We start from the raw sequence: 17,940 nt of genomic DNA on the forward strand, positions 1-17,940 counted from the left end.
GGCGTACGTTCCCGGGCCACGTGTTGAAGGGTTCAGTCCTTCAGCGCCAGGTGCGGATGGTGCAGGTCGAAGGCAGGCCGTTCGGAGCGGATCCGCGGGATGGCGGTGAAGTTATGCCGGGGCGGCGGGCAACTCGTCGCCCATTCCAGGGATCCGCAGTGACCCCACGGGTCGTCGGTCTCGACCCTGGCGCCGGTCCGCCAGGTGCGCCACACGTTCCACACGAACGGCAGGGTGGAGACGCTGAGCAGGAACGCGCCCACCGTGGACACCACGTTCAAGGTGGTGAACTCGGCCGCGTAGTCGGCGTAGCGGCGCGGGAAGCCCGCCACGCCCAGCCAGTGCTGCACCAGGAACGTGGCGTGGAAGCCGACGAACAGCGGGGTGGCGAACAGTAGCAGCATGATCAGGCCGTGCATGGTGAACGCCTGGTTGTACTGCTCGCCGGACACCAGCTGCAGGCCGGGCTGCGCCAGCTCGGCCCGCACCACCAGGGCCAGCACCCCGCCGATCAGGAAGAACGCGTACGAGGTGATCAGGTACAAATAACCGATCACCTTGTGGTCGGTGGAGGTCAGCCAGCCGACGAGGATCGAGCCCTTGCTCGGGGACCGTCGCAGCGCCGCAGGGGCGGAATCCGCCGCCGGTCTGGTCAGGGTCATTGCTCACTCCAGGGGGTCGCGCGCCCCGGCCGCGCCCCGGGCGCGGCCGGTGCGCGGGCGGGATTCAGGGCAGGCGCTTGGCGGCGACCCGCGCGGGGTCGGGCCAGCGCACGTCATAGGCCAGCCGCAGCCGTTCCAGCAGCCGGATCAGTGCGGCGCTGGGGTCGAGCTGGCCGCGCAGCACGCCGTGCCGGGCGCTGGTGGCCAGCGCGTGGTGGAGGTTGTGCCACGACTCGCCGAGAGACGGCAGCGCGAGCCACCACACGTTGGTGGAACGGTCCCGGGTGGCGAACTGCCGTTTGCCGAACACGTGGCACAGCGAGTTCACCGACCAGGTGACCTGGTGGATCAGCCCGATGCGCACCAGCCCGCCCCAGAAGAACCCGCTGAGGGCGCCCTGCCAGGACCACGACCACAGCCCGCCGACCACGGCGGGCAGCAGCAGCGAGATCGCCACCCACAGCGGGAACAGCCGCGTCATCAGCGCCACGTCACGGTCGGCCAGCAGGTCGGGCGCATACCGGCGCTTGGGGGTCTGCTCCTTGTCGAACATCCAGCCCATGTGGGCGTGCAGCAGGCCGCGCACGAGCCCGCCCGGGGACCGGCCGTACTTCCACGGTGAGTGCGGGTCACCGTCCCGGTCGGAGTACCGATGGTGTTTGCGGTGGTCGGCGACCCACCGGGTGATCGGCCCCTCCAGGGCCATGCTCCCGGCGATGCCGAGGGCGTACCGCACCGGCCGGGGCGCCTTGAACGACCCGTGCGTGAAGTGCCGGTGGTAGCCGGCGGTGATGCCGAACCCGGTGACCAGGTACAGCACCGCCGTGATCACCACGTCCCGCCAGCCGAGCCCCCAGCCCCAGGCGACCGGCACGGCGGCGGCGACGGCCAGCAGCGGCACCGTGATGAACACCCCGATGAGGATCCGTTCCCAGGGTCTGGACTCCTCGTCCTCCATCGGGCCGACCGGCTCGGGGGCGTGCAGGCTGCCCACGCTGGTGCTGGGGGTCACGGCTGGTCCTTCCGCGTGCGTGCGACGACGACGCGTCATAGACCACCGCCACGGGCCTGCCCGGCGGCAGGGACGGACGGCCCGCCCGCCGAGGGACTTTGGTCCCTTCGTGCCGGAGCCCGGCCGGGGCCGCCCGCTCGTCGGCCGAAAACCCTTTGACAATGATGATCAGGGTGTCGAGGGTTGCTGCCGTGGACACCGAACCCAGCGGACTCGTTGCGGTCTGCGCCGCCTCCGGCGCTCTTGGCCGGCTGGTGGTCGATCGGCTGCTTGATCGCCTGCCCGCCGAGCAGATCGCGGTCGTGGTGCGCCGCCCGGCGGCCGTGGCCGATCTGGCGGCCCGGGGCGTGCAGGTACGCCATGGCGACTACGACCGGCCGGAGAGCCTGGTCAAGGCGTTCGACGCGGCGGCCCGGCTGCTGCTGATCTCCTCGCCCGAACTGGATCCCGGCCGGCGCGTGTCCCAGCACTTGGGCGCCGTCGAGGCCGCCAGGAGCGCCGGTGTCGGAGCCCTGGCCTATACCAGCGTGCTGGGCGCGGACGTCAGCGATGCCGGTGTGGCCGCCGCGCACCACGCCACGGAAAAGGCGATCTTGGCCAGTGGCCTGCCGTACACGATGCTCCGCCATCCCTTCTACAGCGAGGCGTTCTTGGCCCCGCAGGCACTGCGCGCCGCCGTCACCGCCGGTGAATTGGCCGACCCGACCGCAGGCCGGGGGATCAACACCGCGTTCCGCGCCGATTTGGCCGGGGCGGCCGTGCAGGTGCTGACCGGCTCCGGTCACGCAGGCCGCGGCTATGACCTCACCGGCCCGCCGTGGACCTATCCCGAACTCGCCGCGACCCTCACCCGAGTCTCTGGTGTGCCAGTGGCCTGCCGCCCGCAGCCGCAGGAGATTCCCGGTCCGATGGGCTGGCTGTACGCCCAGGCCCGCGCAGGGACGTTGGAACGCCAGACCGACGATCTCGCCCACCTGCTCGGCCATCCGGCCACCACTGTGGAGCAAGCCGTCACGGCCGCCCTCACCGCCACGGCCTGACTACGCCCACACGCTTGATAGCCGCGGGCGAGTACTGCGGCCTGCATCGGCAACTCGCCCGCAGCTACGCGATCACCTACTGGAACGCCCGCATCGGTCGCGCCGGCATCCCCGGTGGATCCTGGTGTCACTTTCGCCAGAACAGGTGGTGCGTCACGCCGCTCGGGCTGGGCACGACCTCATGGTGGAACCGGTCGAGGAGCTCATCGGGGGACTCCCAGAGCCGTAGCCCGGACCCGAGCTTCATCGGCGAGACCACCACGTGCATGGTGTCGACGAGGTCGGCGTCGAGGAACTGCCGGATGGTGGTGACCCCGCCGCCGAGCCGGACGTCCTTACCCTGCGCCGCCTCCCGCGCCTGTTCGAGGACCGTGGCCGGGTCGCCGCCGACGAAGTGGAACGTGGTGTCGGAGAGCGTGAACGAAGGACGTTCGTGGTGGGTCATGACGAACACCGGGGTGTGGAACGGGGGCTCGTCACCCCACCAGCCGCGCCACTCGTGGTCCTTCCAGGGCCCACGCTGGGGCCCGAACTTGTTGCGGCCCATGATCTCGGCACCGATGTTGTGTGCGTAGTCCCGGATGAAGTAGTCGTCGAGGCCCCGGCTCCCTCCGGGGTCGGTGCGCATGGACCAACTCGCCGTGGCGCCGGCCCAGGCGAACAGCTTCTCGGGCTCGACGTGGCCGAACGGGCGCTCCAGGCTCTGGTCCTCGCCGGCACCGATTCCGTCACTGGAGACGTTGAAGTTCTGGACCCTCAGCAGCTGAGCCATGTGTTCCTCCTGTGTGGTCGATGACGATGTGGAGACCCGCCGAGCCGGAAAAACTCATCGCTGTGTCCGGGACCGGACGGAACCGGACCTCCTGGCGTTCTGACCTGCGAGAACTACCGAAGGCCGCACGCGTCATAGCCGGAACGAGCGTCATTTCCCATCCGGCTCGGTAGGGTTGTGGGGCACTCGAACGGTCGGCGAGGTTGGCTATGGCGCAGAGGCTGCCCCAGACCCGAGACCCCATGGCACTGGTCTCGCCTGGATTCCGCTACCTGCACGAGCCCATGCGCGCGCAGGACGCGGTCCCGTTCCTCGGTGATCCGGGGCTTGTCGAGCACCTGAAAGAACGGATCAGGTACTCGGCCGGGGGCACGTTCCTGATCTCGGGCTTCCGAGGCGTCGGCAAGACCACGCTCGTGCTGCGCGCACTGGACGAACTGGCCGGCGAGCGAGGTGGTCCCATCCTGCTGCCGGTGGTCCTCAGCGTGGCCCGCTCGACCTCGACCGACCGGCTGCTGGTGGCCATCATCAGGAGGATCTTCGAGACCCTCAACGACCAGGGCTACCTGGCCCGGCTGCCGTCGCGTACCCAGCAGGCCCTCCTGCTGTCCTACGCCCGGACCTCGCTGCAGCTCAAACAGACGACCACCGAGGCGTCCGAACGTGCCGCCAATCTGGACCTCGGGCTCGCGGACAAGGCCGTCAAGACCGTGACGGCCGGGTTGTTCACCTCGAAGGCCGGGATGTCGGCCAAGCGCAGCCGTGCCCTCGCCTCCGAGGCCGCTTACCTCAACTATTCGGAGACCGACGCCGAGTACGACCTGATCCGCATCATCCACCTGCTGACCAACGCACCCGATACCGCGCCGGCCGGACGCCGCAGGCGGTGGCGCAGGCGGCGGCCCGGCGCGCCCCGCATCCACATCGTGGTGGTCATCGACGAGGTCGACAAGCTCACGGCCGAGGACGCCGGGCTGGAAGGCGTCCGCAGGACGCTGTCGGAGATGAAGAACGTGCTCACCATGCCGGGGGCGCACTTCCTGGTGGTCGCCGGGCCCGACCTGCACGACAGGGTCGTCATGGACGTCGGCCGGGGCAACAGCGTCTACGAGAGCGTGTTCGCATGGCGCCTGTACGTTCCCTGCAGCTGGTCGGCCGCCGACGACCTGACCGGGGCACTCCTGCGGTGGCGCAACGACCTGCCCGCATCGGTCACCGAGGGACTCGTCGACTATCTGGAGTTCAAGGGCCGGGGGATACCGCGCCGCCTGCTCCAGGAGTTCAACGGGTTCGTTCGCTGGGAGGGCGGCCGGCCCGGCCTGTTCCTCACCGAGGAGGACCAGCAGCGGATCCGCTTCTATGCCGAGCTGGAGGGCACGCTCCAGGCCTTCTTCGAGCAGCGGGACGCGGCCTCGTTCTCCCTTGCGCTGGACGAGGACAGGTGGCGGCTCGGCTGCTACTACATCGTGGACTGGATCCTGCGCAGCAACGGCCGGCCCTTCACGGTCGCCGATCTGGAGAACGCCGTGCAGAACCTCGAACTCGACCCGTCCCTGCACATCTCCCAGAACCTCGCGGACCCGCTGCTGGGTCATCTCGCCGCCCGGGACGTGATCGAGGTGATCCGCGACCCGGGGGCCGACTCCACCATGATCGGCGACGTGGCCGAGGCCCAGCAGAAGTCCTACCGGCTCGCCACCCGCATCAGGGAGCGGCTGATCGGGTTCGCCCGCGGGAACGAGGCCGAACGCGCCGATCTGAACGTCTCCGGCGCGCTCGAACCCCAAGCCCGTGACGACGGCCCGCCCATCATGACGCTGGGCGCCGGCCGGTACTCACTGACGTCGGTCATCGGCCAGGGCGGGACCAGCACCGTCTACCGGGGCCGCGACTCCCGGCTGAACATCGACGTCGCCGTCAAAGTCCTGCACCCGACACTGGCGAACGATCCACGGACCAGGGCCCGCTTCCGGCGCGAGATGGCGATCGCCAAGGAGGTCGTGCACCGGCACATCGTGCGGACGCTCGACATCATGGACGACGAGCTCGCACTGATCATGGAGCTGGTCCAGGGCCGCAGCCTCAGCGAGATCCTCGACACCGACGGCCCGTGCCCGCCCGGCCAGGCGGCACGGATCGGGCTGGCCCTGTCCGACGCGCTCGCCCACCTCTCCGCCCGGGGACTGGCCCGTGTCGACATCAAACCCGCCAACATCCTGATGGCCGCCGACCGCGGTCCGGTGATCATCGACCTCGGCATCATCAAGCGCTGGACCGGCAACACGATGGACATCACCGCTCCCCAAGTGGTCGTCGGCACCCCGCTCTACCTCGCCCCGGAACAGCTCTCCGGGGAACCGGCCGACATCCGGAGCGACATCTACGCGCTCGGCCTGCTGATGCTCGTCCTCATCCTGGGCCGGCACCCCCACGCCGACCTGCCGATGGAGGCGATCTTCTACCGGGTGGTCCAGCAGGGGATCGACACCTCCGAGCTGGAGATCACTCCGCCCTTCCGCAGGGTCCTGGACACCGCGCTCATGCCAGATCGCGAGGCCCGCTACCAGACTCCTCAGCAGCTGCACGAAGCCCTCCTCGACACCCCGGAGGGGCTCGCCGCCTCAGGCATGCCCTGATCGGCCTCTTGACCGTAGGCGAGGGAGCGTCCGCAAAACGGAGCCGTCTCACATCACGACGCCACGCCCGCTGACCGGCGGCAACCCGTACACCACCACCGTGGACGCAACCCGTCACGACCGCACGGACTCGTTCAGAATGATGATCAATCGCACGATCCGGCCGTCGCGGACGGTGAAGTAGTGCGTGAGGACCACCGGGTCAGGCAGCCCGGTTCTGTCGAACTCACCGTCGATGATCACATCGGCGACGACCTCGCCATAGTGCTCCCGCACGTCGCCGATCTTTTTGGTCACCTTTGCGGCGATCAGCTCCTCGGCGAGCCATCGCCTGATGGCCCTCATGCCGCGGAACTCCCGGCGCGCGTCATTGACCAGCGCGTCGGGCGCGAACGTCGCGATCAGGGCGTCGAGGTCGTGCGCGTTGGCGGCGGCAAGGTAGTCCTCGACCGGCTTGGGCAGAGCCAGGGTGGCCATTCGCTGCTCCTTTCGTTCGAGCGGTCTCCACCGTCAGGGCTCCCCCAGGGGGAGGGTCAAAGTGCGGCCGGGCCGGCTTGACCTGCGCGGTCGGCCAGAGCCAGAGTGCGAGCATGCACAGGGGTCTCACGATCGGTGACTTCTCGCGGATCACGCACCTCAGCGTGCGGACGCTGCGCCGGTACCACGAGGCGGGCCTGCTGGAGCCCGAGGAGGTCGACCCGTACACCGGATACCGCTACTACTCCACCGCGCAGGTGCCGACGGCCCAGGTGATCCGCCGCTTCCGTGAGCTGGGGATGCCGCTTCGCGAGATCCGCGAGGTGCTCGCGACCGCCGACCCGGACGCCCGCGCCGCGCTGATCGGCCGCCATCTGGCCCGGCTGGAGGACGAACTCGACCGCACGCGGGCCGCGGTGACGTCGCTGCGCCGGCTGCTGGAGCCCGCGGTCCCGCCGATCGAGGTGGAGCTGCGCGTGGAACCGACGACGACGGTCGCCGCCGTTCGGGCGACCATCGACCTCAAGGAGGCGAACGCCTGGTACGGCGGCGCGATGGAGGAGATCGACCGTGCTCTGCACACCGCGGGCCTGACCCCGTCCGGACCCCCGGGAGGGCTGTACGGCAACGAGCTGTTCACCGAGGAGCGCGGCGATGCGGTCGTGTTCGTGCCCGTCGCCGACCCGCCGGCCGCCGGCCGCGTTCACCCGTTCGTCATTCCGGCGGCGGAGTTGGCGGTAACCGTGCACCGCGGGCCGCACGACGACATCGACGTTTCCTATGGGGCCCTGGGCACGTACGTCACCGAGCACACCCTTGCCGTCGCTGGGCCGGTACGGGAGAACTACCTGGTCGGCCCCAGAGACACCGATAATCCCGACGCCTGGCGGACCGAGATCGGCTGGCCCGTCTTCCGCACCACCGGCTGAAAGGCGTCTTCCTGCCGCACCGGAAGTCCGGTCGGCCGGGACACCCGGCTCGCGGAGCCCGCCGTCGGCTACGGTTCCGGGACTGCGCCGACGAGGCGGAGGGCGAAGTCGCTGTACTGCCAGACGACGGTGTCCTCGGAGAGTTCGCCGTCCTCGCGGTACCAGGCCGAGACGCCCATGCCGAGGTCGAGCACGGCATAGGAGGCCAGGCGGGCCGAGGCCACGCGGAAGCGCCCCGCGGCGACGCCCGCGTTGACGAGTTCGCGGAAGCAGGCCTCGTACTCGGCGCGCAGGGCCAGCACCCGGCCGCGGTGGGGTTCGACGAGGCTGCGGATCTCGCGGTTGCCGACGAAGGCCTCGAGCCGGTGCCGCGCGTGGTAGCGGACGTGCGCCTCGGTGGCCCGGCGCAGGCGCTCGGTCAGATCGTCGCTGCTGGCCACGGCGGCCCGGTGGACGGCGAGCAGTTCCTGCATCGTGGCGGTCATGATCTGGGCCAGCAGGTCCTGTTTGGACGCCACGTGCTTGTACAGGCTCGGGCCGCGGATCCCGACCGCCGCACCGATGTCGGCCATCGTGGTGGCCTCGTATCCCCGGTGCGTGAACAGTTCCAGCGCCGCGGCGCGGATGTCGTCGGACCGGCTCACGTTCCCTCCACAGTTGGCTAACACAGGATAGCCGACCGAGCTGGGGATTCCCGAGTGCGCCACCCGAGGCTTTAGGTGAGATAGGTGCATCGCTAAGATGGAGGCTAATAGTCGTTAGCCTTTGCGAGGTGGTCATGGCAGTCGACCTCACCCCGGACCCGTCCGTCGCGCAGCTCGCGCAGCGCACCGCGCAGTTCGTCCGCCAGGTGGTGGTGCCCGTGGAGGAGAGGGAGCGCGGGGTCGCGCGCTCGGAGGAAGTGCGGGTGGAGTTGCAGCGGGCCGCCCGGGAGGCCGGGGTGTTCGCCCCGCACGTGAGCGCCGAGTTCGGCGGGCACGGGCTCGACATGCGGGGCCGGGCCGCCGTGTTCGAGGAGGCGGGCTACTCGCTGCTGGGTCCGCTGGCATTGAACATCGCCGCGCCCGACGAGGGCAACATGCACATGCTGGAGGCCATCGCCACCGAGGAGCAGAAGGAGCGCTACCTGCGGCCGCTCGCCGCGGGCGAGGTCCGGTCCTGTTTCGCGATGACCGAGCCGGCCCCGGGCGCGGGCTCGGACCCCGCTGCGCTGACCACGCGCGCGGAGCGGGTCCCCGGTGGCTGGCGCATCGACGGCCGCAAGTGGTTCATCACCGGCGCCGAGGGCGCGGGTTTTGCGATCTGCATGGCCCGTACCGCGGGCGAGCCCGGTGATGCGGGCGGCGCGACCATGTTCCTGGTCGATGCCGACAACCCGGGGATGAAGACGGTCCGCCACATCGAGACCCTGGACGAGAGCCTGTACGGCGGCCACATCGAGCTGCTGTTCGACGGCTGTGTGGTGCCGGACGAGGCCGTGCTCGGGGAGGTCGACCAGGGGTTCCGCTACGCGCAGGTCAGGCTGGGGCCGGCCCGGATGACGCACTGCATGCGCTGGCTGGGCATCGCCCGCCGCGCCCAGGACATCGCCGTCGCCCGCGCCGCCGAGCGTCGCCTCTTCGGCTCCCGGCTGGGCGATCTGGGGATGGTCCAGCAGATGATCGCTGACAACGAGATCGATATCGCCGCGGCCCGCGGCCTCATCACCCAGGCCTGCTGGGAGCTGGACCAGGGCGGCCACGCCTCCCAGTCCGTCTCGATCGCCAAGACCTTCTGCGCCGAGGCCGTCTGGCGGGTCGTCGACCGCGCGCTGCAGATCTGCGGCTCCCTCGGCGTCTCCGGGGACATCCTGCTCAGCCGCTTCCTGCGTGAGGTGCGGCCGTTCCGCATCTACGACGGCCCGTCCGAGACGCACCGCTGGTCCATCGCCCGCCGGGTCCTGCGCGAGCACGACAAGACGGCCGGACGATGAGCACCGAGACGGCGCCCCTGGACGGCCTCGACCTGCCCGCGCTCGAACGGTTCTTCGCCGAACGGGTCCCCGGATTCGGCGGCCGGCTCACCGCCGAACTCATGCAGGGCGGCCGGTCCAACCTGACCTACCGGCTCTCCGACGGGTGTACGACCTGGGTGCTGCGCCGCCCACCGCTGGGCGGACTCACCCCCTCGGCCCACGACATGCAACGCGAATACCGGGTCGTCGCCGCCCTGTCCGACACCGACGTCCCCGTGGCCCGAGCGGTGGCCTTCGCCGAGGCGGACGTGCTCGGCGTGCCGTTCGCGGTGGTCGAGTACGTCGACGGCACGGTGATCCGCACGATCGAGGAACTGCACGCCCTGCCGCAGGAGGAGATCACCGGCTGCGGCCACGGCCTGATCGACGTGCTGGCCCGGTTGCACGCCGTCGATCCCGCCGAGGTCGGTCTGGCCGGGTTCGGGCGGCCGGACGGTTATCTGGCCCGTCAGGTGAGGCGCTGGTACGACCAGTGGCAGCGGGTTCGTACCCGCGAACTCGGCGACATCGACCGGCTGCACGAGCGGCTCGCCGCCACCTGCCCGGCCGAGAGCGGCGCCTGCATCGTGCACGGCGACTACCGCATCGACAACGCCATCCTCGACCCCGCCGACCCGGGCACGGTGCGGGCGGTCGTGGACTGGGAGATGGCCACCCTGGGCGACCCGCTCGCCGACCTCGGGCTGCATCTGGTCTACGCCGATCCGGCCTTCGCCCCGGTGCTGGCAGGTACGGCCGCCTCGACCAGCCCGCGGCTGCCGGGCATCGCCGATCTCGCCCAGCGTTACGCTCGCTCCAGCGGACGTGACCTTGGTGACCTGCAGTTCTATCTCGCTCTCGGCTACTTCAAGATCGCCATCATCGCCGAAGGCATCCATGCCCGCTTCCGCCAGGGCATGACCCGCGGCACCGGCTTCGACACCGTCGGACAGGCCGTCGCACCACTGGCCGCCGCCGGCCTGCGGACCCTGGCGCAGACCACGTGACGAAAGAGCGGCGAGCATCCCGACCCACCGAACGTGAACGGCCCGAGCACTGTCAGGAGGGGAGGCCCACCTGCCCCGGTGACCTCGAACCGCACTGAACACGGCACTGACCGGCAGGGCAGGGGAGCGGCGGGCTGCCTGCTGCCTCAGCCGGCCGCGGCCAGGGCCATGACCTCGGTGCGGGTGGCCTGGGGGCCGACGAGCCTGCGGTAGCGGGCAACGAGCCTGGGTGCGCCGAAGCCGACGACGGCGACCAGGTGCTCGCCGGCGAAGTAGGCCGCGACCGTGCCCTTGACGGGACCGCCGTCGAGGGCGGTGCCGTGGAGGGGGAGCACGGTGTCGGCGAGGTCGGGACGGCCGACCAGCTGGATCTTCAGGCCGAACTGGTCGGACCAGAAGTACGGGGTGGGGAGGGGCGCCGTGTCGGCGCCGACGATGTCGCGGGCCACGACGGCGGCCTGGTCGGTGGCGCTGGTCCAGTGTTCGGCGCGGTGCCGGTGGCCCCGGACGGGATCCGCCCAGGCGGCGACGTCACCGACCGCCCAGGTCCCGGGACGGCCTTCGACGCGGCCGCGGGCGTCGCAGGGCACTCCGTCGGAGGTGTCGATGCCGGTGCCGGCGAGCCAGCCGAGTTCGGGTGTTCCGCCGACTCCGACGAGCAGGACGTCGGCGGTCAGATGGGTGCCGTCGGCCAGGTCGACGGAGGATTCCCCGGTGAAGCGTTCCAGGCGGGCGCCGGTGCGCAGATCGACGCCGCCTTCGGTGAGCAGCCGGGCGCAGACGGCGCCGATCTCGGGTCCCAGGGCCCGGGTGAACGGTACCGGCATGGCCTCCAGGACGGTCACGGTGATGTCGCGGGCCCGTGCGGCGCCGGCGACCTCGGCGCCGACGAAGCCGGCGCCGACGATCAGCAGGGAGCGTGCGGTCGCCAGCGCGTTCTGCAGCGCGAACGTGTCGTCCAGAGTGCGCAGCACGTGCGCGGTGCCGGGCTGGCCGGGGAGCCGCCGGGCCGCCACTCCGGTTGCGATGACGAACGCGTCGGCGGTCAGGCGGGCGCCGTCGGCGAGTTCGACGGCGCCGTCGTGCAGCGCCACCGCCGGCTCGCCGAACCGGGCGTCGATCCCGAGATCGTCCAGCCGGGGCTTGCCGCACAGCACGATCCGTTCGGGAGCCCATTCCCCGGTGAGCACCTGCTTGGACAGCGGCGGGCGGTCGTAGGGCGGGTGCGGCTCGGCCCCCACCAGGCTGATCTTCCCCTGGAAGCCTGCGGCGCGCAGTTGCTCGGCGGTCCGGATGCCGCCCAGCCCGGCGCCGACCACCACGACGTGCTGTGGCTGGCCTGTCATGCGAACTCCTCTATCCGACCCGGGGCGGTCCCGGAACTCCACCGAAGGGTTGCGCAGGGGGGCGGGTGCACACCGCACCCGCCCCCCTGGCGGACCGTCAGCCGTAGTCGCACCACTCGACGAGGCGACCGTCCTTGAAGGTCATCAGCGACAGGACGTTGAGCTTGCAGTGCTCACCGGTCTTGCCGAAGCCGGGCACGTCCATCGCGGCGGTTCCCTGCCACACGGTCTCACGGAAGACCGTGTTCCCGCTGACCGCCCAGCGGGTGGTCTCGCCGATCGACCGGTCGGGGAACGCCTTGCTCATGTTCTCGATGGTCTGGAACATCAGGTCGCGGCCGCGGGCGGCCACGCCCCGGTTTTGGTGCACGACCTCGACGTTCTCGTCCACGAGTTCGCGCAGGGCGTCGAAGTCGAGGCGGTTCCAGGCGTCGACCACGGCGAGCGCCCGCTCGAACAGTTCCTGCTTGGTGTCTTCGGACATGTCGGTGTTCCCGTCCGTCAGCCCTCGGTGGGGATCTCGATGATGAACTCGTGGATGCCGCGGGTCGGCATGGAGAAGCGGGCGATCGTCTGGTCGGGTGCCAGGGTGAAGCGGGGCATGCGCGCGATCACGCGTTCGAGCGCCAGCCGCATCATCAGGCGGGCGTGGTTGGAGCCCAGGCAGCGGTGCGGGCCCACGCCGAACGCCAGGTGGCGCACGTCCTCGCGGTGCAGGTTCCAGGTGTGCGGGTCGGGGAACCTGTCCCCGTCGCGGTTGGCACCGTTGTAGCTGGTCCAGACCTTGTCACCGGGCTTGAGCGGAACCCCGGCCAACTCGGTGTCGCGGGTGACCGTGCGCTGCAGCGCGGTGACGTTGGCGAACATCCGCAGCCCCTCCTCCACCGCGGCGGGGACCAGGGAGGGGTCGGCGACCAGCTCGACCAGGTCGTCGGGATGGGTGGCCAGGTGGTGCAGGATGCCGCCCAGGAGCGTTCCCACCGACTCGGTGCCGGCGATCGCCAGCGGCACGGTCACGGCGGTGCGCTCGGCGAGGGTCGGCTCGCGCCCACCGACCTCCTTGACCGCGCAGATGGCGCTGACCAGGTCGTTGTCCAGCGGCTCGGCCGTCCGCTTCACGACGAGGTCCTCGGCCGCCTGGTTGATGCTCTGGAAGGCCGCCGCGGCGATCTCGGGGGTCTCGCCGACGAACAGGTCGTGGCTCCAGTGCATCCACGCCTCGATCTCGTCCTCGGGCAGGTGCAGGATCTCCCGGAAGACGACCTTCAGCTGCAGCGGGCGCAGGAAGTCGGCGATCACCTTGAACCGGCCCTGGGGCAGCACGGCGTCGAGCAGTTCGTCGGTGACGTCCAGGATCGTCTGCTGGTACTTCTCGACCTCCTTGGCGGTGAGGAGGGGGTCGAGGAACCTGCGCCACTCGGTGTGCACCGGCGGGTCGAGGTCCTCGGGCAGGAACCGGCTCTCGTTCTTGGGCGGCTCGGCGCGGTTGTCACCGCCGAGGATCGCCACGCCGCCCTCGGAGGAGTAGGTCGCGGCGTCCCGCAGCACCTTGAAGACGTCCTCGTACCGGGTGGCGTAGTAGCACGGTGTGCTGCCCTGGGTGTGCACGCCGAGGGAGGAGTTCTGCTGCAGGTGGCCGAGGGTCTCCCAGAAGTTCTGGTTGAACTCCTCCGACCAGAGGTCGACCGGGCACTTCCCCCGGCTCTGGGGGGTCTCGGCGGGGGTTTCCTGGACGGTCATCAGACCTCCTTGACCAGGATGGCGAACTCGGGGCAGGTGGCGGCGATCGCGCGGGCCCGCTCGGCGTCGATCGGCTCGTCGCTCTTGAGGACGGCGACGCCGTTGTCGTCGGCGTCGAGCACGTCTGGTGCGGTTTCGTAGCAGCGGCCGTGGGCCTGGCACATGGGTATGTCGATTTCCAGCTTCGCGAGCATGAAGATCCTCCTCGGTCTCGCGTCTTGAGCGGTCAGAACTTGGCCAGCAGCCCGCAGTCCACGGGGATCGCGACGCCGGTGACGTAGCGGGCCTCCTCGGAGGCCAGCCACAGCACCGCGTTGGCGACGTCCTCCGGCTCCACCCACGGAACGGGCAGCAGGGTGAGCGGCTTGAAGGCCTCGGCGGCGTCGTCGAGGGTGGGGTTTTCGAGGTGCGGCAGGTAGTCCTTGAGCAGCCGTTCGTTCAGCGCCATCGGCGTGTTCACGGTGCCGGGGTTGACCGAGTTGACCCGGATGCCGTGCTGGCCGAGCTCGTTGGCCAGACCGCCCATCAGGCCCTGGATGCCGTGCTTGGAGGCCCCGTAGTGGACCTGGCCCGGCACTCCGCGCAGCCCGGTGGTGGAGCTGACGAAGATGATCGATCCCGACCCGCGTTCGATCATGGACGGGATCACCGCCTTGGCGGCGTGCCAGGCGCCGACCAGGTTGGTCTCCAGGATGTCGGACCACTGCTTGTCGGTGAGCTGGTGGGCCGGCCCCTGGTTGGAGATTCCGGCGTTGGAGACCAGGACGTCGATCTTGCCGAACCGCTCCAGCGCCTCGGCCACGATGCCGTCCAGCGCGGCCTGGTCGCGCACGTCGCCGGCCCGGGCGATGATCGAGCGGCCCTCCTGCTCGACCAGCCGCACGGTCTCGGCCAGGTCCTCGGGGGTTCCCTGGCTGTAGAGCAACTCCGGCTGGTCACGGCACAGGTCGACGGCGACGATGTCGGCGCCCTCCTGGGCCAGCCGTACGGCGTGGGCGCGTCCCTGCCCACGGGCCGCACCGGTGATCAGTGCGACACGGCCTGCTACCCGTCCCATACATCCTCGCTTCTGCTCGTTACTGAGGGTTTCTGACGGTGTGATCTATCCCACCCCTGGGTGGCCAGCACGGTATAGCCGCCGAGCGTCACCGGTCAAGAATCATCATGAGAATATTTCCGAATCCTCATGATGATCCCTCTCCGGACGAGGGTGAGGTAGGGGTGCTTCTTGCGCTCTTTCATCATGATGATTTACGTTGCGTACACCACACTACCCAGACAGCCGACCAGGTGACGGCGGTGCCCGCGGACCCGGTCGGCCGCACCGGCGCCCCGGGGGGCGACAGCCCGGAGCGCAGCGGACCCGCCGGCCACAGGTGGGAGAGGCGAGCGCACCGACGCCGCACGGCAACGGAGGAACGACGTGACAGCAGCACAGCAGCACAGCGGCGAGGCAGGGGCCGGGCTGCTCCGCGGCCAGTGGGCCGTGGTGACCGGCGGGAGCAAGGGGATCGGGTACGCGATCGCCGAACGCTTCGTCGGCGAGGGGGCGAACGTCCTCATCGCGGCCCGCGACAAGGCCGCCCTCGACGAGGCGGCGGGGCGGCTGCGCGCCCTCGCCGGGGACGGCCAGCGGATCGAGTCGCTGCCCGCCGACCTCGGCGGGCGCGCCGGGATCGACGCGCTGTTCGACCACATCGCCCGTGAGCTGCCGGTGCTGAACATCTTCGTGGCCAACGTCGGCTACGGGATCTTCCGGTCGTTCCTGGAGGTGACCGATGAGGAGTGGGACGGGATCGTCTCCACCAACCTCACCGGGACCTTCCGCTGCACGCAGGCCGCCGCGCGGCTGATGCGCGACCGGCCCGCCGACAACCGCGCGATCCTGGTGATCTCCTCGATCCGGGCCCAGGGGGCGCGGCCGAACACCCTGCCCTACTCGACGACCAAGGCCGGGCTGAACCAGCTGGTGCGGGTGGCCGCCTACGAGCTGGCCCCGCTGGGCATCCGGGTCAACGCGCTGTCCCCGGGCCTGGTGGTGACCCCGATGGCGCTGTCCCACAACCCCCAGGCCGCCGAGCTCGGCGCCGAGCTGGCCCCGCTGAACCGGGCCGGCATGCCCTCCGACATGGCCGAGGGGGCGCTCTACCTGTGCAACCCCGCCGCCTCGTTCGTCACCGGGACCAACCTCGTCGTCGACGGCGGTGAGTCCCTGTGGTGACGGCGGCACCGGCCCGGGTGGACGGGACGCCGGACGGGCTCGCGGAGTTCGCCCGGCAGGCCCGCCGGTGGCTGGCGGGCCATGCCCGCCCCCGGCAGGACCAGGACGAGGCGGCCCGGAGCGTGGCGGTCTTCCACGACCTGCCGTTCGAGGAGGAGAAGGCGCTGCTGGGGCGGATCTGCGCCTGGCAGCGGACCAAGTTCGACGCCGGGTACGGCGCGCTGACCTGGCCGGCCGAGCACGGCGGCGCCGGGCTCGATCCCCTGTTCGAGGAGGCGTTCGCCGAGGTCGAAGCCGAGTTCGACACACCGGGGTCGCACGAGCTGGCCTCGGTGAGCGTGCACCTGATCGCGCCGACGGTGCGGCTGTTCGGGACGCCGGAGCAGCAGGAGCGGCTGGTGCGGCCCCTGCTGCGCGGCGACGAGCTGGCCTGCCAGCTGTTCTCCGAGCCGTCGGCCGGATCGGACCTGGCGGGGCTGGCCACCCGGGCCGTCCGCGACGGGGACGAGTGGGTGATCACCGGACAGAAGGTGTGGAGTTCCGGCGCGCAGTTCGCCGGGTGGGGCGAGCTCATCGCCCGCACCGACCCGGACGTGCCCAAGCACAAGGGCCTGACGGCGTTCCTGCTGCCGATGGACACCCCCGGGGTCGAGGTCCGTCCGCTGCGCCAGATGTCGGGCGGCTCGTCATTCTGCGAGGTGTTCTTCGACCAGGTGCGCGTTCCCGACTCGCTGCGCCTGGGCGGCGTCGGCGAGGGCTGGCGGGTCGCGCTGGCCACGCTCGGGTTCGAGCGCGGGCACAGCGGCCAGACCAGCGCGGTCGGCGGCGGATACGCCCAGCTCGTCGCGCTGGCCCGCAGGCTGGACCGGACCGGTGACCCGGAGGTGCGGCGGCTGCTGGCCGAGGTGTGGGTGCACGAGCGGATCGCGCAGTTGGCGGCGCAGCGCGACCGGGAGACGCGGCTGGCCGGGATCGAGCCGGGGCCGATCGGGTCGCTGCGCAAGCTGGCCTGGAGCCAGGGGCTGACGCTGGTGAGCGAGGCGGCGGCGGTGATCCTCGGACCGCGGCTGGTGGCCGACACCGGTGAGGACGCCTTCGGGTGGACCGAGCACGTCCTGGGCGCCCCCGGGTACCGCATCGCCGGCGGTTCCGACGAGGTGCAGCGCACGATCATCGGCGAACGCCTGCTGGACCTTCCCCGGGAGCCCCGGGCCGACCACGACGTTCCCTGGAGGGAGATTCCGCGATGAGCACGGCAGAGCGCGTTCACATCCGCCCGGTCGCCGAGGCCGTCCTGGCCGCGCGGGGAGCGGAGCAGCCGCTGGCGGGGCGGGTCGCCCTGGTCACCGGTGGCAGCCGCGGGCTGGGCCGGGAGATCGCCATCGCCTTCGCGGCGGCCGGCGCCGACGTCGCGGTGGTCAGCCGCAAGAAGGACGCCTGTGTGGAGCTCGCCGAGGAACTGGCGGACGCCACCGGCCGCCGGGTCAGCGCGCACGCCGCCCACGTCGCGGACTGGGACCGGCTGACCGGGCTGCTCGACGAGGTCGACAGCGAGCTCGGCCCGGTCGACATCCTGGTCAACAACGCCGGGATCGCCCCGCTGTACCCGAGCCTGGACGAGGTCAGCGAGGAACTGTTCGACAAGGTCATCGGGGTCAACCTCAAGGGCCCGTTCCGGTTGATGGCGGCGGCCGGCAGGCGGATGGCCGCCAACGGCGGCGGGGTGATCCTCAACATCAGCTCGATCGCCTCGGTCCGCCCGACCGCCGCGGACCTGCCCTACGCCGCGGCCAAGGCGGCGCTGAACACCCTCACCGCGGGCTTCGCCCAGGAGTACGGGCCGACGGTACGGGTGAACACGATCCTGGCCGGCCCGTTCTTCACCGACATCAGCCGGGCCTGGGACCTGGCGGCCTTCGACGAGATGGCCGAGTCCTGGCCGCTGCACCGGGGCGGCCGGCCGGACGAGATCGTCGGCGCGGCGCTGTACCTGTGCGGGCCGTCGGCCGGCTTCACCACCGGCGCCCTGCTCGCCGTGGACGGGGGGCGGCTGGCGGCGCCCTGACCGGACCGCCCCCGGGCGTCTGCGGGGGTGCCGCCTGCCC

General features: G+C 70.9%; 18 protein-coding genes. 8 read left to right on the forward strand and 10 right to left on the reverse strand.

Features of this window, described 5'->3' with window-relative positions:
- Positions 1–32: 32 nt before the first annotated feature.
- Positions 33–662: a cbb3-type cytochrome c oxidase subunit I gene (locus C4U03_RS43125; RefSeq protein WP_103936147.1), complete on the reverse strand. Its 630-nt coding sequence runs from the start codon at positions 660–662 to the stop codon at positions 33–35.
- A 64-nt stretch (positions 663–726) separates the two neighbouring features.
- A complete protein-coding gene (locus tag C4U03_RS03755; RefSeq protein WP_200827040.1) occupies positions 727–1,620 on the reverse strand; it encodes an acyl-CoA desaturase in 894 nt (297 codons plus the stop codon).
- Positions 1,621–1,865: 245 nt separating this feature from the next.
- On the opposite strand from C4U03_RS03755, the gene C4U03_RS03760 reads away from it, so the two are divergent.
- On the forward strand, positions 1,866–2,714 hold the full coding sequence (locus tag C4U03_RS03760; RefSeq protein WP_235017618.1) for an NAD(P)H-binding protein: 849 nt from the start codon (positions 1,866–1,868) through the stop codon (positions 2,712–2,714).
- 127 nt (positions 2,715–2,841) lie between these two features.
- Here the strand turns inward: C4U03_RS03760 and C4U03_RS03765 are convergent, their stop codons facing one another.
- Complete coding sequence (locus C4U03_RS03765) at positions 2,842–3,486, reverse strand: dihydrofolate reductase family protein (RefSeq protein WP_103936149.1); 645 nt, start codon at positions 3,484–3,486, stop codon at positions 2,842–2,844.
- Positions 3,487–3,695: 209 nt separating this feature from the next.
- Between C4U03_RS03765 and C4U03_RS03770 the strand changes: the two genes are divergently transcribed.
- Complete coding sequence (locus C4U03_RS03770; protein WP_103936150.1) at positions 3,696–6,122, forward strand: protein kinase domain-containing protein; 2,427 nt, start codon at positions 3,696–3,698, stop codon at positions 6,120–6,122.
- Between the two features lie 114 nt (positions 6,123–6,236).
- Here the strand turns inward: C4U03_RS03770 and C4U03_RS03775 are convergent, their stop codons facing one another.
- A complete protein-coding gene (locus C4U03_RS03775; RefSeq protein ID WP_103936151.1) occupies positions 6,237–6,599 on the reverse strand; it encodes a nuclear transport factor 2 family protein in 363 nt (120 codons plus the stop codon).
- 113 nt (positions 6,600–6,712) lie between these two features.
- Here C4U03_RS03775 and C4U03_RS03780 point away from each other — a divergent pair, with 113 nt between their 5' ends.
- On the forward strand, positions 6,713–7,528 hold the full coding sequence (locus C4U03_RS03780; RefSeq protein WP_103936152.1) for a MerR family transcriptional regulator: 816 nt from the start codon (positions 6,713–6,715) through the stop codon (positions 7,526–7,528).
- 68 nt (positions 7,529–7,596) lie between these two features.
- On the opposite strand, the gene C4U03_RS03785 is transcribed toward C4U03_RS03780, so the two are convergent.
- Positions 7,597–8,172: a TetR/AcrR family transcriptional regulator gene (locus tag C4U03_RS03785; protein ID WP_200827004.1), complete on the reverse strand. Its 576-nt coding sequence runs from the start codon at positions 8,170–8,172 to the stop codon at positions 7,597–7,599.
- A 134-nt stretch (positions 8,173–8,306) separates the two neighbouring features.
- On the opposite strand from C4U03_RS03785, the gene C4U03_RS03790 reads away from it, so the two are divergent.
- On the forward strand, positions 8,307–9,500 hold the full coding sequence (locus tag C4U03_RS03790) for an acyl-CoA dehydrogenase family protein (RefSeq protein ID WP_103936154.1): 1,194 nt from the start codon (positions 8,307–8,309) through the stop codon (positions 9,498–9,500).
- Positions 9,497–10,528: a phosphotransferase family protein gene (locus C4U03_RS03795; RefSeq protein WP_103936155.1), complete on the forward strand. Its 1,032-nt coding sequence runs from the start codon at positions 9,497–9,499 to the stop codon at positions 10,526–10,528. The genes C4U03_RS03790 and C4U03_RS03795 overlap by 4 nt, the downstream gene beginning before the upstream one ends.
- A gap of 146 nt (positions 10,529–10,674) precedes the next feature.
- Here C4U03_RS03795 and C4U03_RS03800 read toward each other — a convergent pair whose 3' ends face one another.
- From C4U03_RS03800 to C4U03_RS03820, 5 genes are all read right to left on the reverse strand, one after another.
- Positions 10,675–11,874, reverse strand: a complete 1,200-nt coding sequence (locus C4U03_RS03800) for an NAD(P)/FAD-dependent oxidoreductase (protein ID WP_103936156.1) — start codon at positions 11,872–11,874, stop codon at positions 10,675–10,677.
- Between the two features lie 97 nt (positions 11,875–11,971).
- Positions 11,972–12,358, reverse strand: a complete 387-nt coding sequence (locus tag C4U03_RS03805; protein WP_103936157.1) for an ester cyclase — start codon at positions 12,356–12,358, stop codon at positions 11,972–11,974.
- 17 nt (positions 12,359–12,375) lie between these two features.
- Positions 12,376–13,614 (reverse strand): cytochrome P450, encoded by a 1,239-nt coding sequence (locus C4U03_RS03810; protein WP_103936158.1) that lies wholly within the window; start codon positions 13,612–13,614, stop codon positions 12,376–12,378.
- Positions 13,614–13,808, reverse strand: coding sequence for a ferredoxin (locus C4U03_RS03815; RefSeq protein WP_103936159.1), 195 nt, complete (start codon positions 13,806–13,808; stop codon positions 13,614–13,616). Before C4U03_RS03815 ends, C4U03_RS03810 begins: the two co-directional genes overlap by 1 nt.
- Positions 13,809–13,840: 32 nt before the next feature.
- Entirely contained in the window at positions 13,841–14,671 is an 831-nt protein-coding gene (locus C4U03_RS03820; RefSeq protein WP_103936160.1) for a mycofactocin-coupled SDR family oxidoreductase, read from the reverse strand.
- Positions 14,672–15,037: 366 nt separating this feature from the next.
- Here C4U03_RS03820 and C4U03_RS03825 point away from each other — a divergent pair, with 366 nt between their 5' ends.
- The 3 genes from C4U03_RS03825 to C4U03_RS03835 are packed head-to-tail and all read left to right on the forward strand — an operon-like array spanning position 15,038 to position 17,900.
- Complete coding sequence (locus tag C4U03_RS03825) at positions 15,038–15,835, forward strand: SDR family NAD(P)-dependent oxidoreductase (RefSeq protein WP_103936161.1); 798 nt, start codon at positions 15,038–15,040, stop codon at positions 15,833–15,835.
- Positions 15,832–17,085: an acyl-CoA dehydrogenase family protein gene (locus tag C4U03_RS03830; protein ID WP_200827005.1), complete on the forward strand. Its 1,254-nt coding sequence runs from the start codon at positions 15,832–15,834 to the stop codon at positions 17,083–17,085. The genes C4U03_RS03825 and C4U03_RS03830 overlap by 4 nt, the downstream gene beginning before the upstream one ends.
- The gene (locus C4U03_RS03835; RefSeq protein ID WP_103936162.1) at positions 17,082–17,900 is read left to right on the forward strand and encodes an SDR family NAD(P)-dependent oxidoreductase; all 819 of its coding nucleotides are present in this window, start codon (positions 17,082–17,084) and stop codon (positions 17,898–17,900) included. Before C4U03_RS03830 ends, C4U03_RS03835 begins: the two co-directional genes overlap by 4 nt.
- Positions 17,901–17,940 lie beyond the last annotated feature (40 nt).

The sequence above is a fragment of the Thermomonospora echinospora genome (assembly GCF_900108175.1).
Classification (GTDB): domain Bacteria; phylum Actinomycetota; class Actinomycetes; order Streptosporangiales; family Streptosporangiaceae; genus Thermomonospora; species Thermomonospora echinospora.